Source organism: Microbacterium sufflavum, from assembly GCF_023091155.1.
Lineage (GTDB): Bacteria > Actinomycetota > Actinomycetes > Actinomycetales > Microbacteriaceae > Microbacterium > Microbacterium sufflavum.
In genome coordinates this window covers 2,636,626-2,651,566 of record NZ_JAHWXK010000001.1, presented here as the reverse complement: position 1 = coordinate 2,651,566, position 14,941 = coordinate 2,636,626, and the positions used below count along the sequence as shown (strand labels likewise).

General features: G+C 70.6%; 17 protein-coding genes, 1 tRNA gene and 1 other RNA gene. 12 read left to right on the top strand and 7 right to left on the bottom strand.

What is annotated here, in order from left to right:
• Window positions 1–10: 10 nt before the first annotated feature.
• Complete coding sequence (locus KZC56_RS12785; protein ID WP_247638698.1) at window positions 11–1,273, bottom strand: MFS transporter; 1,263 nt, start codon at window positions 1,271–1,273, stop codon at window positions 11–13.
• Between the two features lie 206 nt (window positions 1,274–1,479).
• On the opposite strand from KZC56_RS12785, the gene KZC56_RS12780 reads away from it, so the two are divergent.
• The gene (locus KZC56_RS12780) at window positions 1,480–1,779 is read left to right on the top strand and encodes a hypothetical protein (RefSeq protein ID WP_025103262.1); all 300 of its coding nucleotides are present in this window, start codon (window positions 1,480–1,482) and stop codon (window positions 1,777–1,779) included.
• Between the two features lie 24 nt (window positions 1,780–1,803).
• On the opposite strand, the gene KZC56_RS12775 is transcribed toward KZC56_RS12780, so the two are convergent.
• Genes KZC56_RS12775 through KZC56_RS12765 form a run of 3 tightly spaced genes read right to left on the bottom strand, consistent with a single transcriptional unit; the run spans window position 1,804 to window position 4,442 of the window.
• Window positions 1,804–2,988, bottom strand: a complete 1,185-nt coding sequence (locus tag KZC56_RS12775; RefSeq protein WP_247638886.1) for an acetyl-CoA C-acetyltransferase — start codon at window positions 2,986–2,988, stop codon at window positions 1,804–1,806.
• Window positions 2,989–2,998: 10 nt separating this feature from the next.
• Entirely contained in the window at window positions 2,999–3,667 is a 669-nt protein-coding gene (locus KZC56_RS12770; protein ID WP_247638697.1) for a CoA transferase subunit B, read from the bottom strand.
• A gap of 1 nt (window position 3,668) precedes the next feature.
• Window positions 3,669–4,442 carry a CoA transferase subunit A gene (locus KZC56_RS12765; RefSeq protein ID WP_247638696.1) on the bottom strand — a complete coding sequence of 258 codons (774 nt, stop codon included), beginning with the start codon at window positions 4,440–4,442 and terminating at the stop codon, window positions 3,669–3,671.
• Window positions 4,443–4,568: 126 nt separating this feature from the next.
• Between KZC56_RS12765 and KZC56_RS12760 the strand changes: the two genes are divergently transcribed.
• The 8 genes from KZC56_RS12760 (at window position 4,569) to KZC56_RS12725 (ending at window position 9,471) form a co-directional block, all read left to right on the top strand.
• Window positions 4,569–5,336, top strand: coding sequence for an IclR family transcriptional regulator (locus KZC56_RS12760; protein ID WP_372490590.1), 768 nt, complete (start codon window positions 4,569–4,571; stop codon window positions 5,334–5,336).
• Between the two features lie 35 nt (window positions 5,337–5,371).
• On the top strand, window positions 5,372–5,809 hold the full coding sequence (locus KZC56_RS12755; protein WP_247638695.1) for a MarR family winged helix-turn-helix transcriptional regulator: 438 nt from the start codon (window positions 5,372–5,374) through the stop codon (window positions 5,807–5,809).
• Window positions 5,806–7,044, top strand: a complete 1,239-nt coding sequence (locus KZC56_RS12750; protein ID WP_136036736.1) for an MFS transporter — start codon at window positions 5,806–5,808, stop codon at window positions 7,042–7,044. The genes KZC56_RS12755 and KZC56_RS12750 overlap by 4 nt, the downstream gene beginning before the upstream one ends.
• Before the next feature lie 22 nt (window positions 7,045–7,066).
• The gene (locus tag KZC56_RS12745; protein ID WP_247638694.1) at window positions 7,067–7,555 is read left to right on the top strand and encodes a YbaK/EbsC family protein; all 489 of its coding nucleotides are present in this window, start codon (window positions 7,067–7,069) and stop codon (window positions 7,553–7,555) included.
• Window positions 7,556–7,666: 111 nt separating this feature from the next.
• The gene (locus KZC56_RS12740; RefSeq protein ID WP_136034978.1) at window positions 7,667–8,359 is read left to right on the top strand and encodes an SOS response-associated peptidase; all 693 of its coding nucleotides are present in this window, start codon (window positions 7,667–7,669) and stop codon (window positions 8,357–8,359) included.
• A gap of 128 nt (window positions 8,360–8,487) precedes the next feature.
• Window positions 8,488–8,826 (top strand): DUF7882 family protein, encoded by a 339-nt coding sequence (locus KZC56_RS12735; protein WP_136036733.1) that lies wholly within the window; start codon window positions 8,488–8,490, stop codon window positions 8,824–8,826.
• 74 nt (window positions 8,827–8,900) lie between these two features.
• Window positions 8,901–9,167, top strand: a complete 267-nt coding sequence (locus KZC56_RS12730) for a hypothetical protein (protein ID WP_136034982.1) — start codon at window positions 8,901–8,903, stop codon at window positions 9,165–9,167.
• 28 nt (window positions 9,168–9,195) lie between these two features.
• Window positions 9,196–9,471, top strand: coding sequence for a hypothetical protein (locus KZC56_RS12725; protein ID WP_136034984.1), 276 nt, complete (start codon window positions 9,196–9,198; stop codon window positions 9,469–9,471).
• Window positions 9,472–9,546: 75 nt separating this feature from the next.
• On the opposite strand, the gene KZC56_RS12720 is transcribed toward KZC56_RS12725, so the two are convergent.
• Window positions 9,547–9,622, bottom strand: a tRNA-Lys gene (locus tag KZC56_RS12720).
• A 166-nt stretch (window positions 9,623–9,788) separates the two neighbouring features.
• On the opposite strand from KZC56_RS12720, the gene KZC56_RS12715 reads away from it, so the two are divergent.
• Window positions 9,789–10,589 (top strand): inositol monophosphatase family protein, encoded by an 801-nt coding sequence (locus KZC56_RS12715; protein ID WP_240744682.1) that lies wholly within the window; start codon window positions 9,789–9,791, stop codon window positions 10,587–10,589.
• 26 nt (window positions 10,590–10,615) lie between these two features.
• Window positions 10,616–11,182 (top strand): hypothetical protein, encoded by a 567-nt coding sequence (locus tag KZC56_RS12710; protein WP_136034988.1) that lies wholly within the window; start codon window positions 10,616–10,618, stop codon window positions 11,180–11,182.
• A gap of 15 nt (window positions 11,183–11,197) precedes the next feature.
• Here the strand turns inward: KZC56_RS12710 and KZC56_RS12705 are convergent, their stop codons facing one another.
• Window positions 11,198–14,062 carry an HAD-IC family P-type ATPase gene (locus KZC56_RS12705; protein WP_308194371.1) on the bottom strand — a complete coding sequence of 955 codons (2,865 nt, stop codon included), beginning with the start codon at window positions 14,060–14,062 and terminating at the stop codon, window positions 11,198–11,200.
• A gap of 154 nt (window positions 14,063–14,216) precedes the next feature.
• Here KZC56_RS12705 and KZC56_RS12700 point away from each other — a divergent pair, with 154 nt between their 5' ends.
• On the top strand, window positions 14,217–14,378 hold the full coding sequence (locus tag KZC56_RS12700; protein ID WP_168387320.1) for a hypothetical protein: 162 nt from the start codon (window positions 14,217–14,219) through the stop codon (window positions 14,376–14,378).
• Between the two features lie 67 nt (window positions 14,379–14,445).
• Here KZC56_RS12700 and ssrA read toward each other — a convergent pair.
• Window positions 14,446–14,815: a transfer-messenger RNA gene (gene ssrA, locus KZC56_RS12695) on the bottom strand.
• Window positions 14,816–14,941: the final 126 nt, after the last annotated feature.

The following is a 14,941-nucleotide window of genomic DNA, read 5'->3' as shown; positions in this document are numbered from 1 at the left end:
CGATCTGCGCTCAGGGCTTGACGGGCGCGCGTCGATGCGTCACGCCGCTGAGGGCCCAGTTCTCGACACCCGCGCCGAACGCGATGGCCGCGGCGACCATGGGCAGCACCAGCGCGGCCTCGGTTCCCGCGCTCTCCGCGAGCTCGCCCGCCACGGCCGCGCCGATGGACTGACCCACGACGACACCGGATCCGAGCATCGTCATGACCGTCGCGGACCGACCGCGTGGGCTGCGTGCCGCGCCGAAGCTGTACTGCGTGACCAGGGTGGGGCCGATGCCGATGCCCATCACGGCCAGCGCGATCATCATGGCCGCGGGGCTGTCGACCACCCAGAGGAGCAGCGTGCCCGCGAGCAGGATCGCGGAGAACACGAGCCACCGCGCCCGCAGCGTGAAGCGGGCGGGGAGCCACGCGACGCCCAGGGCGAGCGCCGCCGATCCCACGCCCATCACGCCGTACAGCAGCCCGGCCTGCTCCGGCGCACCGCGGTCGGCCATGAACGACGTGAGCGAGGTGAGCATCGCGCCGAAGAACAGTCCGACGCCCAGGATGCCGAGCACCACGATCAGCAGTCGCGGGCGGAACAGCTCGGACACGGCCGAGGGAGCACGGCCGTCCGCGTCGCGGTCCTGCGACACCTGGCGCCCGCTGGGGTGCAGGGCGAAGGCTCCCACGAAGACCAGCGTCAGGACCGCCGCGCCCACCAGCGGGGCCCAGGGCGCGAGAGCAGACGCGAGGATGCCGACCAGGAACGGCCCGAACACGAACACGGTCTCGTCGGCCGCCGACTCGTACGCCATCGTTCCGGACACGGTCCTGGTGCGGCGCTCCTCCGGCATCCGCTCCACGATCAGCGTGACCAGGCGCGAGCGGGACAGCGGGGCCACCTGGGGCGCCGTCGCCCCGATGCCGACCGCGGCGAGCAGGACGAACCCGTCGGCGGCCTCGCCGTACACGACCGCGGTGAACAGGAGCAGCATGGCGGCGTTGCCGACCGCGAGCACGAGAAGCACAGCGCGCTGACCGAACCGATCGGCCGCGGCGCCCAGGAGCGGCCCGAAGCAGGCGGTCCCCAGGCCGACCGCAGCGGAGGTGAGTCCGCCGAGGGCGAGGGAGCCGCGGGCCGAGACCACCACGGTGAGCACGCCGACGACCATCATGGCGAACGGCAGTCGCGCGATGAACGCGATCAGGAAGTAGGGCAGGCCGGCGAGGCGGAAGAGGCTCGGCTCGTGGGCGCGGGCAGGAGGGGTGACGGTGACGTGTGTCATGGCTCTCGCGCGTCGATGACGCGATGTCGGGTGCCGCCGCTGTCCGCCGGAGAGGCCGGCGGCCGGTAGATACACGGTGTGTGCGGCCGCGGGTGACCCGCGACTCCCCCATGATAACGACCCCGCCTGCATGGGCGCCCTGCCAGCACCGCCCTCGCGTTGTCAAGGCAGGGCGAGGGACGGAGGGCGGCGGGTAGCGTAGGGGCATGCGCTACCTCTTCAGCACCGGACTCGTCGCCGCGATCTCGGCAGGGATCTCGCTGCTGCGCGGCACCCGCAACGAACCCATCACCTGGCGCTCGCTCCTGTCGTGGGTGAGCTGGGGCATCACGATGGCACTCGCGGTGGGCGCCGTGGTCGACATGCGTCGCGAGCGCCACGGCGTCCCGGTCGACGCCGACTCCCCGCAGTCCGTCAAGAAGTCGAAGAAGGCGCAGCGGCTGCAGTTCCGGTCGCAGAAGGCCCTCGCCGACGCGCAGGGGCACGCCCAGGACAAGCGGTCCTGACGCGCCCCCACGGCCCGCGGTCGTTCACCGGGTGAGGATGAGCGCCTCGCCCTGCCCGCCGCCGCCGCACAGCCCGACCGCGGCCGTGCCGCCCCCGCGTCGCACGAGCTCGTGAGCCGCGTGCACGACCAGGCGGTTCCCTGACGCTCCGATCGGGTGGCCGATCGCGATCCCGCCCCCGTGCACGTTGACGATGTCGCTGTCGAGACCCAGTTCGGTCTGCGACCGGGCGACGACCGCACCGAACGCCTCGTTGATCTCCACGATGTCCAGATCCGCCGGCGTGATGCCCTGCTTCTCGCACGCGCGCTCGATCGCCCGTGCGGGCTGCGCCTGCAGCGAGTTGTCCGGCCCAGCGGTCTGCCCGCTCGCGCCGACGGTCGCCAGCACGGGCCAGCCCTTCGCCTCCGCGATGCGCCGCGTCGCCACGACGACGGCCGAGGCGCCGTCGGAGATCTGCGAGGAGTTTCCCGCGGTGATGCTGCCGCCCTCCGCGAACGCGGCACGCAGCCCGGCCAGCGACTCCACGGTGGTGTCGGGGCGCACGCCCTCGTCCCTCGCGACGCGCAGCGGCTCACCGCGTCGCTGCGGCACCTCGACCGGCACGATCTCCGCGTCGAGCACGCCGGACTCCTGCGCCGCGGCGGCCCGCTGGTGCGAGAGCGCGGCGACCGCGTCCTGAGCCTCGCGCGTGAGGCCGAAGCGCTCGTTGTGCCGCTCGGTGGACGCCCCCATGCTCTCGCGGTCGTACGCGTCGGTCAGGCCGTCGTAGGCCAGGTGGTCGAGCACCTCGACGGTGCCGTACGCCCAGCCGTCGCGCGACCCCATCAGCAGATGCGGGGCCCTGGTCATGGATTCCATGCCGGCAGCCACCACGACCTCGGCGTCGCCGGTGCGGATCATGCGGGCGGCGTCGATCACGGCCGTCAGCCCGGACAGGCACACCTTGTTCACGGAGTGCGCCGGCACGTCCCAGCCGATCCCCGCGCCGATCGCCGCCTGCCTGGCCGCATTCTGTCCCGAGCCGGCGGCGAGCACCTGTCCGACGATCACGGCATCCACGTCGCCGGGGTCGACGTGTGCCTGCTCCAGAGCGCCGCGGATCGCGAACGAGCCCAGCTGCGGCGCGGTGAACGCGGCGAGCTGACCCTTGAGCCGACCCTGCGGGGTGCGCGCGGCGGCGACGATGACCACGTCGTCGTCCGTCACCATGTGGTTGTCAGTCATGGGTGGGGGTCCTTCCGTTCTGCAGTTCCGGGGAGAGGCTGAGGGGCGGTTCCGTGGCGGCGGCGACCTCGTCGATCGTGACACCGGGGGCGAGTTCGACGAGCACCAGGCCGTCGGGCGTCACGTCGATCACGGCCAGGTCGGTGATGATGCGGTCGACCACTCCGCGGCCGGTGAGCGGGAGGGAGCAGTCGTCGACGATCTTCGCCGACCCGTCCTTCGCCACATGCTCCATCAGCACGATGACCCTGCCTGCGCCGTGCACGAGGTCCATGGCGCCGCCCGGACCCTTGACCATCTTGCCCGGGATCATCCAGTTCGCCAGGTCGCCCGCGGCCGACACCTGCATGGCACCGAGGATCGCGGCGTCGATCTTCCCGCCACGGATCATGCCGAAGCTGAGGGCGGAGTCGAAGAAAGCCGCTCCGGGGAGCGTCGTCACGGTCTCCTTGCCCGCGTTGATGAGGTCGGGGTCGACCTCCTCCTCGCGCGGGTACGGCCCGACCCCCAGGATCCCGTTCTCGGACTGCAGCACCACGGTCACGCCGGGCGGCACGTGGTTGGGCACGAGCGTGGGCAGCCCGATCCCCAGGTTCACGTAGGAGCCGTCCTGCAGCTCGGCGGCGGCGCGGGCTGCCATCTGGTCTCGCGTGAGCGCCATGTCAGGCTCCTTCCGCCGCGACGGTGCGTCGCTCGATGCGCTTGGGGATGTCGGTGCCGACCTCCACCATGCGGTGCACGAACACCCCGGGCAGGTGCACCGCGTCGGGGTCCAGGTCGCCGGGCTCCACGAGCCGCTCCACCTGCGCGATGCAGATGCGTCCGGCCATGGCCGCGAGCGGGTTGAAGTTGCGCGCCGCCTTGGTGAAGACGAGGTTGCCGTGACGGTCGCCCAGGGCGGCGTGCACGAGGGCGAAGTCGGTGGTGATGGCCTCCTCCAGCACGAACTCCCTCGGCTCCCCGCCCACGTCGAAGGTGCGCACGTCCTTCGCCGGCGATGCGACCGCGATGGAGCCGTCCGGGTGGTAGCGGCGCGGCAGGCCGCCCTCCGCGACCTGTGTGCCCACGCCCGTCTGTGTGAAGAACGCCGCGATACCCGCACCGCCGGCGCGCAGCTTCTCCGCGAGCGTGCCCTGGGGCGTCAGCTCGAGCTCGAGCTCGCCGCTGAGGAACTGGCGCTCGAACTCCCTGTTCTCCCCCACGTACGACGAGGTCATCTTCCGGATGCGCTGCGCCGCGAGGAGGATGCCGAGCCCCCAGTCGTCGACGCCGCAGTTGTTGCTGACGATGCTCAGGTCGGTCGTGCCCTGGGCGAGGAGAGCCTCGATCAGGGCGATCGGATTGCCGGAGAGGCCGAACCCGCCGACCGCGAGAGAGGCGCCGTCGGGGATGTCCGCGACGGCCGCGGCGGCGGACTCCCAGTGTTTGTCGATCACGTCTGCTCCTTCGGTTCCGTGCTCTCCTCCAGGATCCGCCCGGCGGGTGCGACCACGCCAGCACGGTCTTGTGATGTGGCCCGCAGGCCGACTACCGTCCACAATGTGGAATCGACGTCTCGAAGCGTGCCCGGGGCCCAGGCGATCGCGAGGGCGGCCGGGCTCCTGCGCCTGGTCACCGCGTCCGGGGCGGAGGGCGCGACGCTGCAGGAGCTCGCTCGCGCCTCGGGGCTGTCGCGCTCCACGGCGCATCGGCTGCTCACCGCCCTCCGCGTGGAGGGCCTGGTCGACCGGGACACGGACAGCGCGCGCTGGATGCCGGGGCCGGAGCTGTTCCTGATGGGATCCGTGGCGGCTGCGCGCTACGACGTGACCGGCCTCGCGCGCGACATCGTGCGCTCGCTCGCCGTCACGACCGAGGAGAGCGCGTTCTTCTCGGTGCGCCGTGCCGACGAGACCGTCTGCCTGCTGCGCGAGGAGGGCTCGTTCCCGATCCGCTCCTTCGTCCTGAGCGAGGGGGTGCGCTTCCCCCTCGGTGTCGCGAGCGCCGGCCTGGCGATCCTGTCCTTCCTGCCGGACCACGATGTGGATGCCTATCTCGAACGCCACCCCGACCTGGAGACCCGCTGGGGTCGCGCCCACGGGCGGGCTCCCCTGCGTGCGCGACTGGCGGAGACCAAGGAGCGCGGGTACGCCGTGAACCCCGGTCTCATCGTGGAGGGCAGCTGGGGCCTGGGCGCCGCCGTGTTCGATCGCGCGGGGCGCCCGGAATGGGCGCTGAGCCTGACCGGTGTGGCCTTCCGGTTCGGACCGGATCGCCAGGCCGAGCTGGGCCGCATCCTGCTGGCGCACGCCCATCAGCTCTCGGCGCGGATCGCGAACGCCCGCCGCTGACGCGTATACATACCAAGCGATATATACTGGCTGGTATGAATCGCGAGGATGTCATCCCGTCGCTCGTGCTCTCCGGGTACGCGCTCGGCCGGATCGCCGCTCAGGACGCGGGGAACGACGCCCCGGCGGCACAGTGGCGCGTCCTCAGCCTGCTCACCCAGACGGGGCCCCGTCGCGTGGGCGAGCTGGCCGCGGCGGCGCGCACGACCCAGCCGGGCATGACGCGGCTGATCGGCACCCTCGAACGCGAGGGGCTCGTGCACCGCTCCCCCGATCCCGACGACTCCCGGGCGATCACGGTCGCCATCACGGAGGCCGGGACGGCAGCCGTGGACGAGTGGAGGGCGGAGTTCCGCTCCACCATCGCCCCGCGATTCGCAGACCTCGACGACGACGACTGGGCCGCGCTCACCCGCGCGGCCCGGATCCTCGCCGAGCGCACCACCGCCGACAGAGCAGGAGACCACCAGTGACCCAGACCACCGCCGCATCGACCCCGTCCGTCTGGAGGCAGCCCGCGCAGGTGTGGGCGGTCGCGTTCGCCTGCGTCGTCGCGTTCATGGGCATCGGGCTGGTCGACCCCATCCTGCCCGCCATCGCCGAGTCGCTCGAGGCGTCACCGGTCGAGACCGAGCTGCTGTTCACCAGCTACCTCCTCGTCACCGGCCTCGCGATGCTCGTCACCAGCTGGGTCTCCAGCCGTATCGGCGCCAAAGCGACGCTCCTCGTCGGTCTCGCGCTGATCGTGGTGTTCGCTCTCCTCTGCGCCCTGAGCGGCAGCGTCGACGCGGTGATCGGGTTCCGGGCGGGCTGGGGCCTCGGCAACGCGCTGTTCATCTCCACGGCTCTCGCGACCATCGTCGGGGCAGCCTCGGGCGGCAGCGGCGCGGCGATCGTGCTGTACGAGGCAGCCCTGGGTCTGGGCATCGCCGTGGGTCCGCTGCTCGGCGGCATCCTCGGCGAGCAGAGCTGGCGCGGCCCCTTCTTCGGTGTCGTCGTGCTCATGGCGATCGCGTTCATCGCGGTGTCCCTGCTGCTGCGCGGCCCGAGCGAGAAGCGCACGCCCGTTCCGTTCTCCGCGCCGTTCACAGCACTCCGTCGTCCCGCGCTCGCGATCCTCGCCGTCGCCGCGCTGTTCTACAACATCGGCTTCTTCGTGCTGCTGGCGTTCTCGCCGTTCCCCCTGGGCTTCGGCGCGATGGGCATCGGCTTCACCTTCTTCGGCTGGGGTGTCGCGCTCGCGGTGACCAGCGTGTGGGTCGCACCCGTGCTGATGCGGCGCATGCCCCGCACCCGGATCATCCTGGTCGTGCTGCCCCTGCTGGCGATCGACCTCGTGGTCGCCGGACTCGTCGTCGACAGCGCCGCCGCGCTCGTGGCGTGCATCATCGTGGGCGGCCTGCTGCTCGGCATCATGAACACGGTGCTGACCGAGGCCGTGATGGAGGCCACCGATCTGCCCCGCTCGGTCGCATCGTCCGCCTACTCGGCCGTCCGCTTCCTCGGTGGCGCGATGGCTCCGCCGATCGCGGCGCTCCTGTGGCACCTGTTCAGCGCGACCGTTCCGTACCTGTTCGCGGCGGTCGCGGTGCTCCTCGCCGCGCTCACCGTGTTCCTCGGCCGTCGTGCCCTCGCGCACATCGACGACGAGCCCGCTGACCCCGCGGCGGAGGACGCCCAGGCCATCGTCGTCGGCGACGCGGCCTGAGCCCCTCCACTACCGTGGTGCCATGACCGACGCGCCCTCGCTTCCCGAACGCAGCCGCCTGGTGCATCAGCACCTCGTCGAGTCGGGTGTCGATGCGGAGATCCGGGTCCTCCCCGACTCCGCTCGAACCGCGACGGAGGCCGCGGCCGCCATCGGCTGCGAGGTCGCCGCGATCGCCAACAGCCTGGTGTTCCTCGCCGACGGTGACCCGGTGCTCGTGATGACGAGCGGCGGACACCGGGTCGACCTCGGCGTCCTGGCGCGCAGTGTCGGCGCGACGGACGTCTCGATGGCGCCGGCGTCCGTCGTGCGGGAGGCGACAGGTCAGGCGATCGGCGGCGTGGCACCGGTCGGGCACCCGGCACCGCTGCCGACCTACCTCGACCGCGCACTCACGGCGTTCCCGGAGATCTGGGCTGCCGCAGGGCACCCGCACACGGTGATGCCCCTCACCTTCGCCGAACTGGAGCAGCTCACGCACGGCACCGTGATCGACGTCGCCGGAGCCTAATCCGGGCTCCGTGCATCCAGGGCCGTGCACCCGCGCACCCCGTGCAGCATGATGGGACGATCGAGTCCGGTGCGCGGGGCATCGGCGGACACGGATCTGCGAGGGTGAGACATGTGCGGACGATTCGCGAACGATGCGACCACCGACGAGCTGATCCGCGAGTTCGTCGCCGAGGGCGGCCGTCCCGAGGACTGGTGGAAGTCGTGGCACGGCGCCTACTCGATCGCCCCCACCGAGAATGCACCGATCGTCCGCGACCGCGGTGAGGGCCGCATCCTCGAGCTCGTCCGCTGGGACTGGCAGAGCCCGCCCAACCGCCCCCAGCGCGCGCCGCTCATCAACGCCAGGATGGAGAAGCTGGCGGCCGGGTTCTGGGCACCCGCGTTCTCTGCGGCCCGGTGCATCGTCCCGATGCGCGGCTACTTCGAGTGGACCGGCGAGAAGGGGCGGAAGACCCCGCACTTCCTGCACGCCGACGGCCTGCTCGCCGCCGCGGGACTGACGTGGTCCATGGAGCACGAGGGAGAGCGGGTGCGATGCTTCGTCGTGGTCACCAGGGAGGCCAGGGACGCGAGCGGAGAGGTCCACGACCGCATGCCGGCCTTCCTGACGCCGGACACGTGGGACACCTGGCTCAGCCCGGACAAGCTGACCGGGCAGGCGAAGCTCGACGCGCTGGCGATGCTGGACCATAGCTCGGCGGATGTCGCCGCCACGATCCGCGGACGCATCGTGGACCGCAAGGTCAGCAACACCCGCACGCTCGACCCGTCCGACCCCACCCTCCTCGATCCCGTCGCCTGAGACACCCCTGTCGCCGGCCGGGGTATCCGGTTCCTCGAATGTGTGAGACCGTAGAGGAACACCACACCAGTGATCATCTTGGTTGCGCCTCTTGGCACAGGTTTCTGTGGCGGAACAGGAAGCAGGTCATGGGTCGTTTCGTGTACGAGAACAGCGTGAAGGTCGAGATCGAGGATCGGGCGCTCACACACGTCCAGCTCGTCATGACCGCGAAGCTCCGCCGCGGGGAGCCGTTCGGCTTCACCTGGCGGGAAGACGCCAGCATCGGCGGCGGACGCACCACGGTATGGGTGCACGCGGGCAGCTCGCTCGTCTTCAAGTACAGCGGCAGCCGCCAGCCGGCCGTCAACCGGGCCTGGGTCGACGCACTCGCGTTCACGGCCAACGCCCCCACCGGGCTGTACCTGGTGTCCGAGCCCGCAGAGCAGGCACCGACGGATCGCGAAGCGGTCCTCGCCCCGGCGTGACCGCCCGTAACACGATGCGCAGGCTGGTTCAACCCCTCTTGCCGCCTCGGTGAGCCCTGCCTACCGTGGACCGCATGGGGAACACCGAGACGACCACGACGCACATCGAGATCGATGGGCACGACTTCGCGCTCCCGTCCAGCACCGACGTGGCTGACCTCATGACGCGCATCGAGGCTGCGGCACGTTCCGAGCCGACCTTCGTCGATCTCGCCACCGGCGACAGTCTGACGAGTGTGCTGATCACGGCGCACTCTCGCGTGGCGGTCTACCTGCGGCGGAGCACCACGGATGCGCCTCCTCCCGTCGATCTGCGATCCGCCCTCGACTGGGACCTCTGACGCGTCGCGCGCCTCCTAAGCTGGGAGGATGCTCATCGCCCTCATCCGCCCCCTCGGCACCGCAACCGCCGACGTCGTCGGCACGTCCCTCGAGGATGTGCGCACACAGCTGGCCGCCCACGCGCAGCCTGGGTTCGACCTGGCATCCGCACCGGTGCGGATGCTGAAGGGCGAGGCGAAGATGGAGGCCACGGGAACGTTCCGCCGGGTCGACGGCGTCGAGCAAATCGAGGCGGAAGACATGGCGTCGCTCGAGGCCAAGGTTCCGGAGGGCTGGCAGATGCTGTCCGTCCGGCGCGCCTGACCGCACGCCGTCGACCGGACGAGCACCGTACGAGAGAAGCCCTCGACCGTGGAGCACGGATCGAGGGCTTCTGCGTGGTGCACCCCCAGGGACTTGAACCCTGAACCCACTGATTAAGAGTCAGTTGCTCTGCCGATTGAGCTAGAGGTGCGTGGCCCGGGATAACCCCGACCGAGGAATTACATTACCAGCCGATCAGCCGCCGACGAAATCGTGTGCCGCCCGGGCGCGCCAAGCACACGCGTACGCCTCGGGACGCGGCCATGGTGGCCGATGGTCACTCAGGGCGGCGCGGTCACCGCCACTATCCTGGGAGCGTGACTCAGCCCCCTGCCGCGACCGACCTGCGCGCCGACCTTGCCCTCGCCCTCCGGCTCGCCGACGCGGCGGACGCCCAATCTCTGCCGCGCTTCGACGCCGCGGATCTGGAGATCTCCACCAAGGCCGACCGGTCGCATGTCACCGACGCCGACCTGGCGACCGAGCGTGCGGTGCGCAGCATCCTCGAGAGCGAACGGCCCGATGACGGCATCTTTGGCGAGGAGTTCGGCGCACAGGGGGCCACGGACCGACAGTGGATCATCGACCCGATCGACGGGACGGCGAATTTCCTGCGCGGCGTGCCGCTGTGGGGCACCATGATCGCTCTGGCGGTCGACGGGGTGCCCCAGGTCGGGGTGGTGAGCATGCCCGCGCTGGGACGACGCTGGTGGGCGGCCGCCGGCGACGGCGCGTGGACCGCCGTGGACGGCGAGGAACGACGACTGACGGTCTCCGCCGTGTCCTCCCTGGATGACGCGAGCGTGAGCTTCCAGAGCATCGCTCAGTGGCGGGACGCCGGGCACCTCGACGCCCTCCTGCGACTGTCGGACCGGGTCTGGCGGGACCGCGCCTACGGCGACGTGTACGCCTACATGCTGCTGGCCGAGGGCCGCCTCGACATGGTGGCCGAGTTCGATGTGAAGGAGTATGACATCGCGGCCGCCGTGGCGATCGTGCGCGAAGCCGGCGGCCGGATGACGTCCTTCGAAGGCAGCGAGACGATCTCCGCCCGCTCGACACTCGCCACCAACGGAGTCCTTCACCAGGACCTCCTCGCGCTCCTGCACGACGACTGACCGCCACCGCGATCCCGAGGACCCCCATGACCGCCCGCAGCCTTCCCGCCGCCACCGGCGCGCTGCTGGTGCTGCTGCTGGCGGGCTGCAGCGGGGCTCCGCACGCCGAGCCCACCCGCTCTCCTCCTGCCACGGCCGACACCACGGTCGAGACGTCCTCCCCCGCCCCCGTTCCGGCGCCCGAACCCACGGGCGAGGAGCTCACGTGCGAGTCGATGATCTCCGACGGCACGGTCGCCGCGCTGACGTCGGCCGGCTGGAGTGCGCAGGGCAAGGAGTTCCGGGCCGGAGGCGTGGAGTTCACCGAGGGACTGCTCTGCTTCTGGGCCGACTTCTCGGTGCCCTCGGACCACGGTCAGCTGTACGGATGGGCCCGCGTCAGCGCCGCGGACGCGGCGGAGGCGCAGGCCGGGCTGCTCGCCGAGGGGTGGCAGCGCGAGGAGTCGGAAGAGGGCGTGTACGTCACGGAGGACCCGGAGTTCTCGATGGGAACCGATGAGGACGGCTACGGCATGACCTACCTCTTCGGCGACGGCTGGGTGAAGTTCGCCGACACCCGCCAGAGCCTGCTGCTCGTCGACTGGGCGGACTGAGGGCACCGCGGCCGCTCAGGGGCGACCGCGCCCCATCGAGCTGTCGCGGATGCGCCCGAACCGGTGCGTCGTCGGCGGCGTCCACAGCAGGGTCACGAGCACGCCCGCGACCAGCCCCGTGATCCCGGCACCCCAGTCCCAACGATCCCCCGCGAGCAGCACCGCGACGCTGACCGCGATGGCGAGCGTCAGCACGATCGTGAGCAACAGGCGCGACAACCCGCTGCCCCGCCGCACGCCCGCCGCGATCGCGAGCACCAGGAGCCCGAACAGGGCGATCGATGCGCCGAGGAGCGAGAACGCCGTCCGTCCCACCGTCCCCTCGTAGCGCGAGAGGAACACCAGCACACCGAACGCCGTGGCGAGCAGGCCGAAGACATAGGCGAGGGCTGCGACCCCATTCGTGAGGACCCGCGCCACGGTGCTGCCGCGGGCAGCCTGAGCGGCGCGCTCGGTTTCGCCGGTGCGGTCGCCGCTCGGGCGAACACGATCGACGACGACGCGGCGATGGACGAACCGGATGATCTCGATCGCGGCGATCATCACCGCGACGATCCCGGTGAGGGCCAGCGCGAGCTCCTCCCCCGGATCGACCAGGGCGAAGAAGCTGCGCGCCGGCGGCAGGCTGAAGATGCCGACGAGCAGCACGAACATGGCGCCCACCACGAGGACCTTGAAGCGATTGAGGGGCCGCGCCAGCACCGCCAGCACCCAGATGCCGACGATCGCGAGGATCACGGTCGCGCCGGTACGCAGCTGCTCCTCGGAGACGCCGAGACCGCGCGCGACAGCGTCGTACCAGGTGAGGCCGCCCGCCACGACGACGCCGGCCGGGATCGCGAAGCTGAGGGATCGCCGCAGGAAGCCGGGGAGGTAGCGCGAGGCGTTCGGCATGAGCGCCAGGAAGAACGCGGGGATCCCGATGGTGAGGCCGTCGGTGATCGACAGCTGGCGCGGGAGGAACGGGAAGGCCAGGATCAGCGCACCGAACACGACGGCGAGGGTCGTCGCATACGCCGTCTTGGTGAGGAACAGCATCGAGACGCGTTCGATGTTCGCGATGACCTGCCGCCCCTCGGCCACGACGTCGGGCAGGTGGGAGAACTGCCCGTCGAGCAGGACGAGGCGCGCGACGGCCTTCGTCGCCGGCGAGCCGGAGTTCATGGCGATCCCGATGTCGGCCGTCTTGATCGCCAGGGCGTCGTTGACCCCGTCTCCGGTCATGGCGACGGTGTGTCCGTGGCTCTGCAGCGCGGTCACCATGCGCTTCTTCTGCTCCGGCGTCACCCGCCCGAACACCTGCTGGCTGTCGAGGAGCCGGGCGAGCTCGGCATCGTCGTCGGGGAGCTCCCGCGCGTCGAACCCCTCCTCCACGTCGAGTCCGACCTCGCGCGCGATCGCCGCCACGGTCCGCGGGTTGTCTCCGGAGATGATGCGGATGGCCACCTCCTGGCGGCGGAAGTACTCCAGCGTCTGCGCGGCGTCAGGACGCACCTGTTCGCGGAAGGTGAGGACGCGGACGGGGGCCAGTCCGGCGGGCAGGCGCTCCTCGGCGATCTCCGACTCGGACAGCGGCTGTTCCGCCCGCGCGAGGACCAGCGTGCGGCGCCCGCTCTCCGCGAGCCTCGTGACCGTGCGGCCGAGCTCGGTGCTGCTCGAGGTGGCCTCGTCGCCGAAGATCATCTCCGGTGCCCCCATCACCCAGGTGCCGTCGACCTCCTCGAACACCGTGGCGCTCCATTTGCGCGCCGAGGAGAACGGGATGTCTCCGCGGACGTGCAGCGGTGCGCGCACCGGGTGGTCGGCGCGCAGGGAACGGGCCGTCGAGTTCGCGTCCGGAGCTGCCGCATACCAGGCCAGCACGGCGGCCACCTCGTCTGCACGGGACGGAGACGCGCCGCCGATCGTGTGCTCGGCGTCGAAGACGATGTCGCCCACCGTGAGCGTGCCGGTCTTGTCGAGGCACACGACGTCGACACGAGCGAGCCCCTCGACCGCCGGCAGCTCGTTCACCAGCACCTGTCGACGCGCGAGCCGCGACGCTCCGACCGCGAACGCGATGCTGGTCATCAAGACGAGGCCGAGCGGAATCATCGCGGTCAACGCGGCGATCGTGTTGACCACCGCCTGCTGCCACGAGCCTGAGCTGAACGCCGTCGCATAGCCGCCGGTCACGATGATCTGCGCGTTCAGCACGAGGAGCCCGACGGGACCGATGATCCAGCCCACCCAGGTGAGGACGCGATCGATCGACGACCGGAGCTCGCTCGCCACCAGCGAGAACCGCCGCGCCTCACCCGCGAACCGGTTCGCGTACGAGTCCGCCCCGACGCGGGTGGTGACGGCGAGCCCTTCGCCGGCGACGACGACCGCCCCCGACAGCGCCTCATCGCCCGGGTGCTTCTCGACCGGGTCCGACTCGCCGGTGAGCATCGACTCGTCGATCTGCAGCCCGCGGGACTGCGTGACCGTGGCGTCGGCCGGGACCTGTTCGCCGGCACGCAGCACGAGCACGTCGTCGAGCACCACATCGCCGGGGACCACCTCCGTCTCGGCACCGTCCCGTCGGACGAGCGCACGCGGGGCGTTCATCAGGGCGAGGCGATCGAGGGCCGCTTTCGCTCGGAACTCCTGCACGCAGCCGATGATCGCGTTGGAGAACGCGGCGAGACCGAAAAGGGCATCCTGCCACCGCCCGATCGCGAACAGCACGAAGAAGCACGCGAACACGATCCCGTTGAAGATGGTGAACACGTTCGCGCGGACGATGCTCCAGGCGCTCCGGCTCGTATCGGCCGTGAACGCGTTCGTTCGGCCCGTCGAGACGCGTTCCGCCACCTGGGCGCGCGTGAGTCCGTCGGCGGGCGTGGGCGGGGTCATCGTCACGGCCTCAATATAGGCTGCGCCGGCGTCTCCTGCGGCATGCCCTCCTCCGCGTCTGCTCCCTGGGCCGCGCGTGGTCGCATTGTCAACCGTCTGGCCCCCGATCCTCCGGGAGGAGAGGCTGGAGGAAGTCACCCAGAAAGGAACGCGCATGAGTAGCGACAGCCACCGCAACGACATCAGCACCGAATCCTCCCCCGGGCCCGACGAGAACGACAACCTCGGCGCCGAGGACAACAAGGGCGAACCGCCCACGGTGCCACCCACCGGCGACGACGACGTGGAGGCTCACGACGGCACCGACGCCGACTAGCTGGTCTCGGAACGACGAAGCCCCCGTGTTCATGAGGAACACGGGGGCTTCGTCTGTGACAGCGACCTGGTGGAGCTGGGGGGAATCGAACCCCCGTCCAACGCTGAGTCTCCACGCCTTCTCCGGGCGCAGTCTGTGGAAGCGTTCTGCTCGGCTCCGACCTTTGTCACAGACACCTAAGTCGACGAGCCCAGCCTGGGAAGAGTCCCGCGTGACGTCCAGACGCCGTCACGCAGCAAGATTCCTAGATGACGCCAGGATCCGTATCGGAATCACATACGGTCTGACGGACTATCGGGCTCGCTTAGGCAGCGAGGGCGAAGTCGTTGCGCTTGGATTCGGCAACTATTGTTTTGCAGAGAGCGTTTACGAGATAACTCTGCATCCTCGGCCCGCTTCTCGTGGATTCACAGGCGCTGTCGAAACCGATCAGCCCCGTGGTCCTTCTCGCGAAGGAGCCGCTGTCACACTGTGGAATTACCAGGCCGGGCGACATGCACCCGAGCATCACAGGTTACAACGTTCGGAGGCCCTTCGCCATTCCGCCCCTGCCCCGACCGGCT

Coding starts and splice junctions, on each gene's coding strand:
- KZC56_RS12770 (WP_247638697.1), bottom strand. CDS start 3,667: ATGGCGCTCACGCGAGACCAGATGGCAGCCCGCGCCGCCGCCGAGCTG.
- KZC56_RS12710 (WP_136034988.1), top strand. CDS start 10,616: ATGACCGCCCGCAGCCTTCCCGCCGCCACCGGCGCGCTGCTGGTGCTG.
- KZC56_RS12745 (WP_247638694.1), top strand. CDS start 7,067: ATGACCGACGCGCCCTCGCTTCCCGAACGCAGCCGCCTGGTGCATCAG.
- KZC56_RS12780 (WP_025103262.1), top strand. CDS start 1,480: ATGCGCTACCTCTTCAGCACCGGACTCGTCGCCGCGATCTCGGCAGGG.
- KZC56_RS12725 (WP_136034984.1), top strand. CDS start 9,196: ATGCTCATCGCCCTCATCCGCCCCCTCGGCACCGCAACCGCCGACGTC.
- KZC56_RS12785 (WP_247638698.1), bottom strand. CDS start 1,273: ATGACACACGTCACCGTCACCCCTCCTGCCCGCGCCCACGAGCCGAGC.
- KZC56_RS12730 (WP_136034982.1), top strand. CDS start 8,901: ATGGGGAACACCGAGACGACCACGACGCACATCGAGATCGATGGGCAC.
- KZC56_RS12740 (WP_136034978.1), top strand. CDS start 7,667: ATGTGCGGACGATTCGCGAACGATGCGACCACCGACGAGCTGATCCGC.
- KZC56_RS12705 (WP_308194371.1), bottom strand. CDS start 14,062: ATGACCCCGCCCACGCCCGCCGACGGACTCACGCGCGCCCAGGTGGCG.
- KZC56_RS12700 (WP_168387320.1), top strand. CDS start 14,217: ATGAGTAGCGACAGCCACCGCAACGACATCAGCACCGAATCCTCCCCC.
- KZC56_RS12735 (WP_136036733.1), top strand. CDS start 8,488: ATGGGTCGTTTCGTGTACGAGAACAGCGTGAAGGTCGAGATCGAGGAT.
- KZC56_RS12755 (WP_247638695.1), top strand. CDS start 5,372: ATGAATCGCGAGGATGTCATCCCGTCGCTCGTGCTCTCCGGGTACGCG.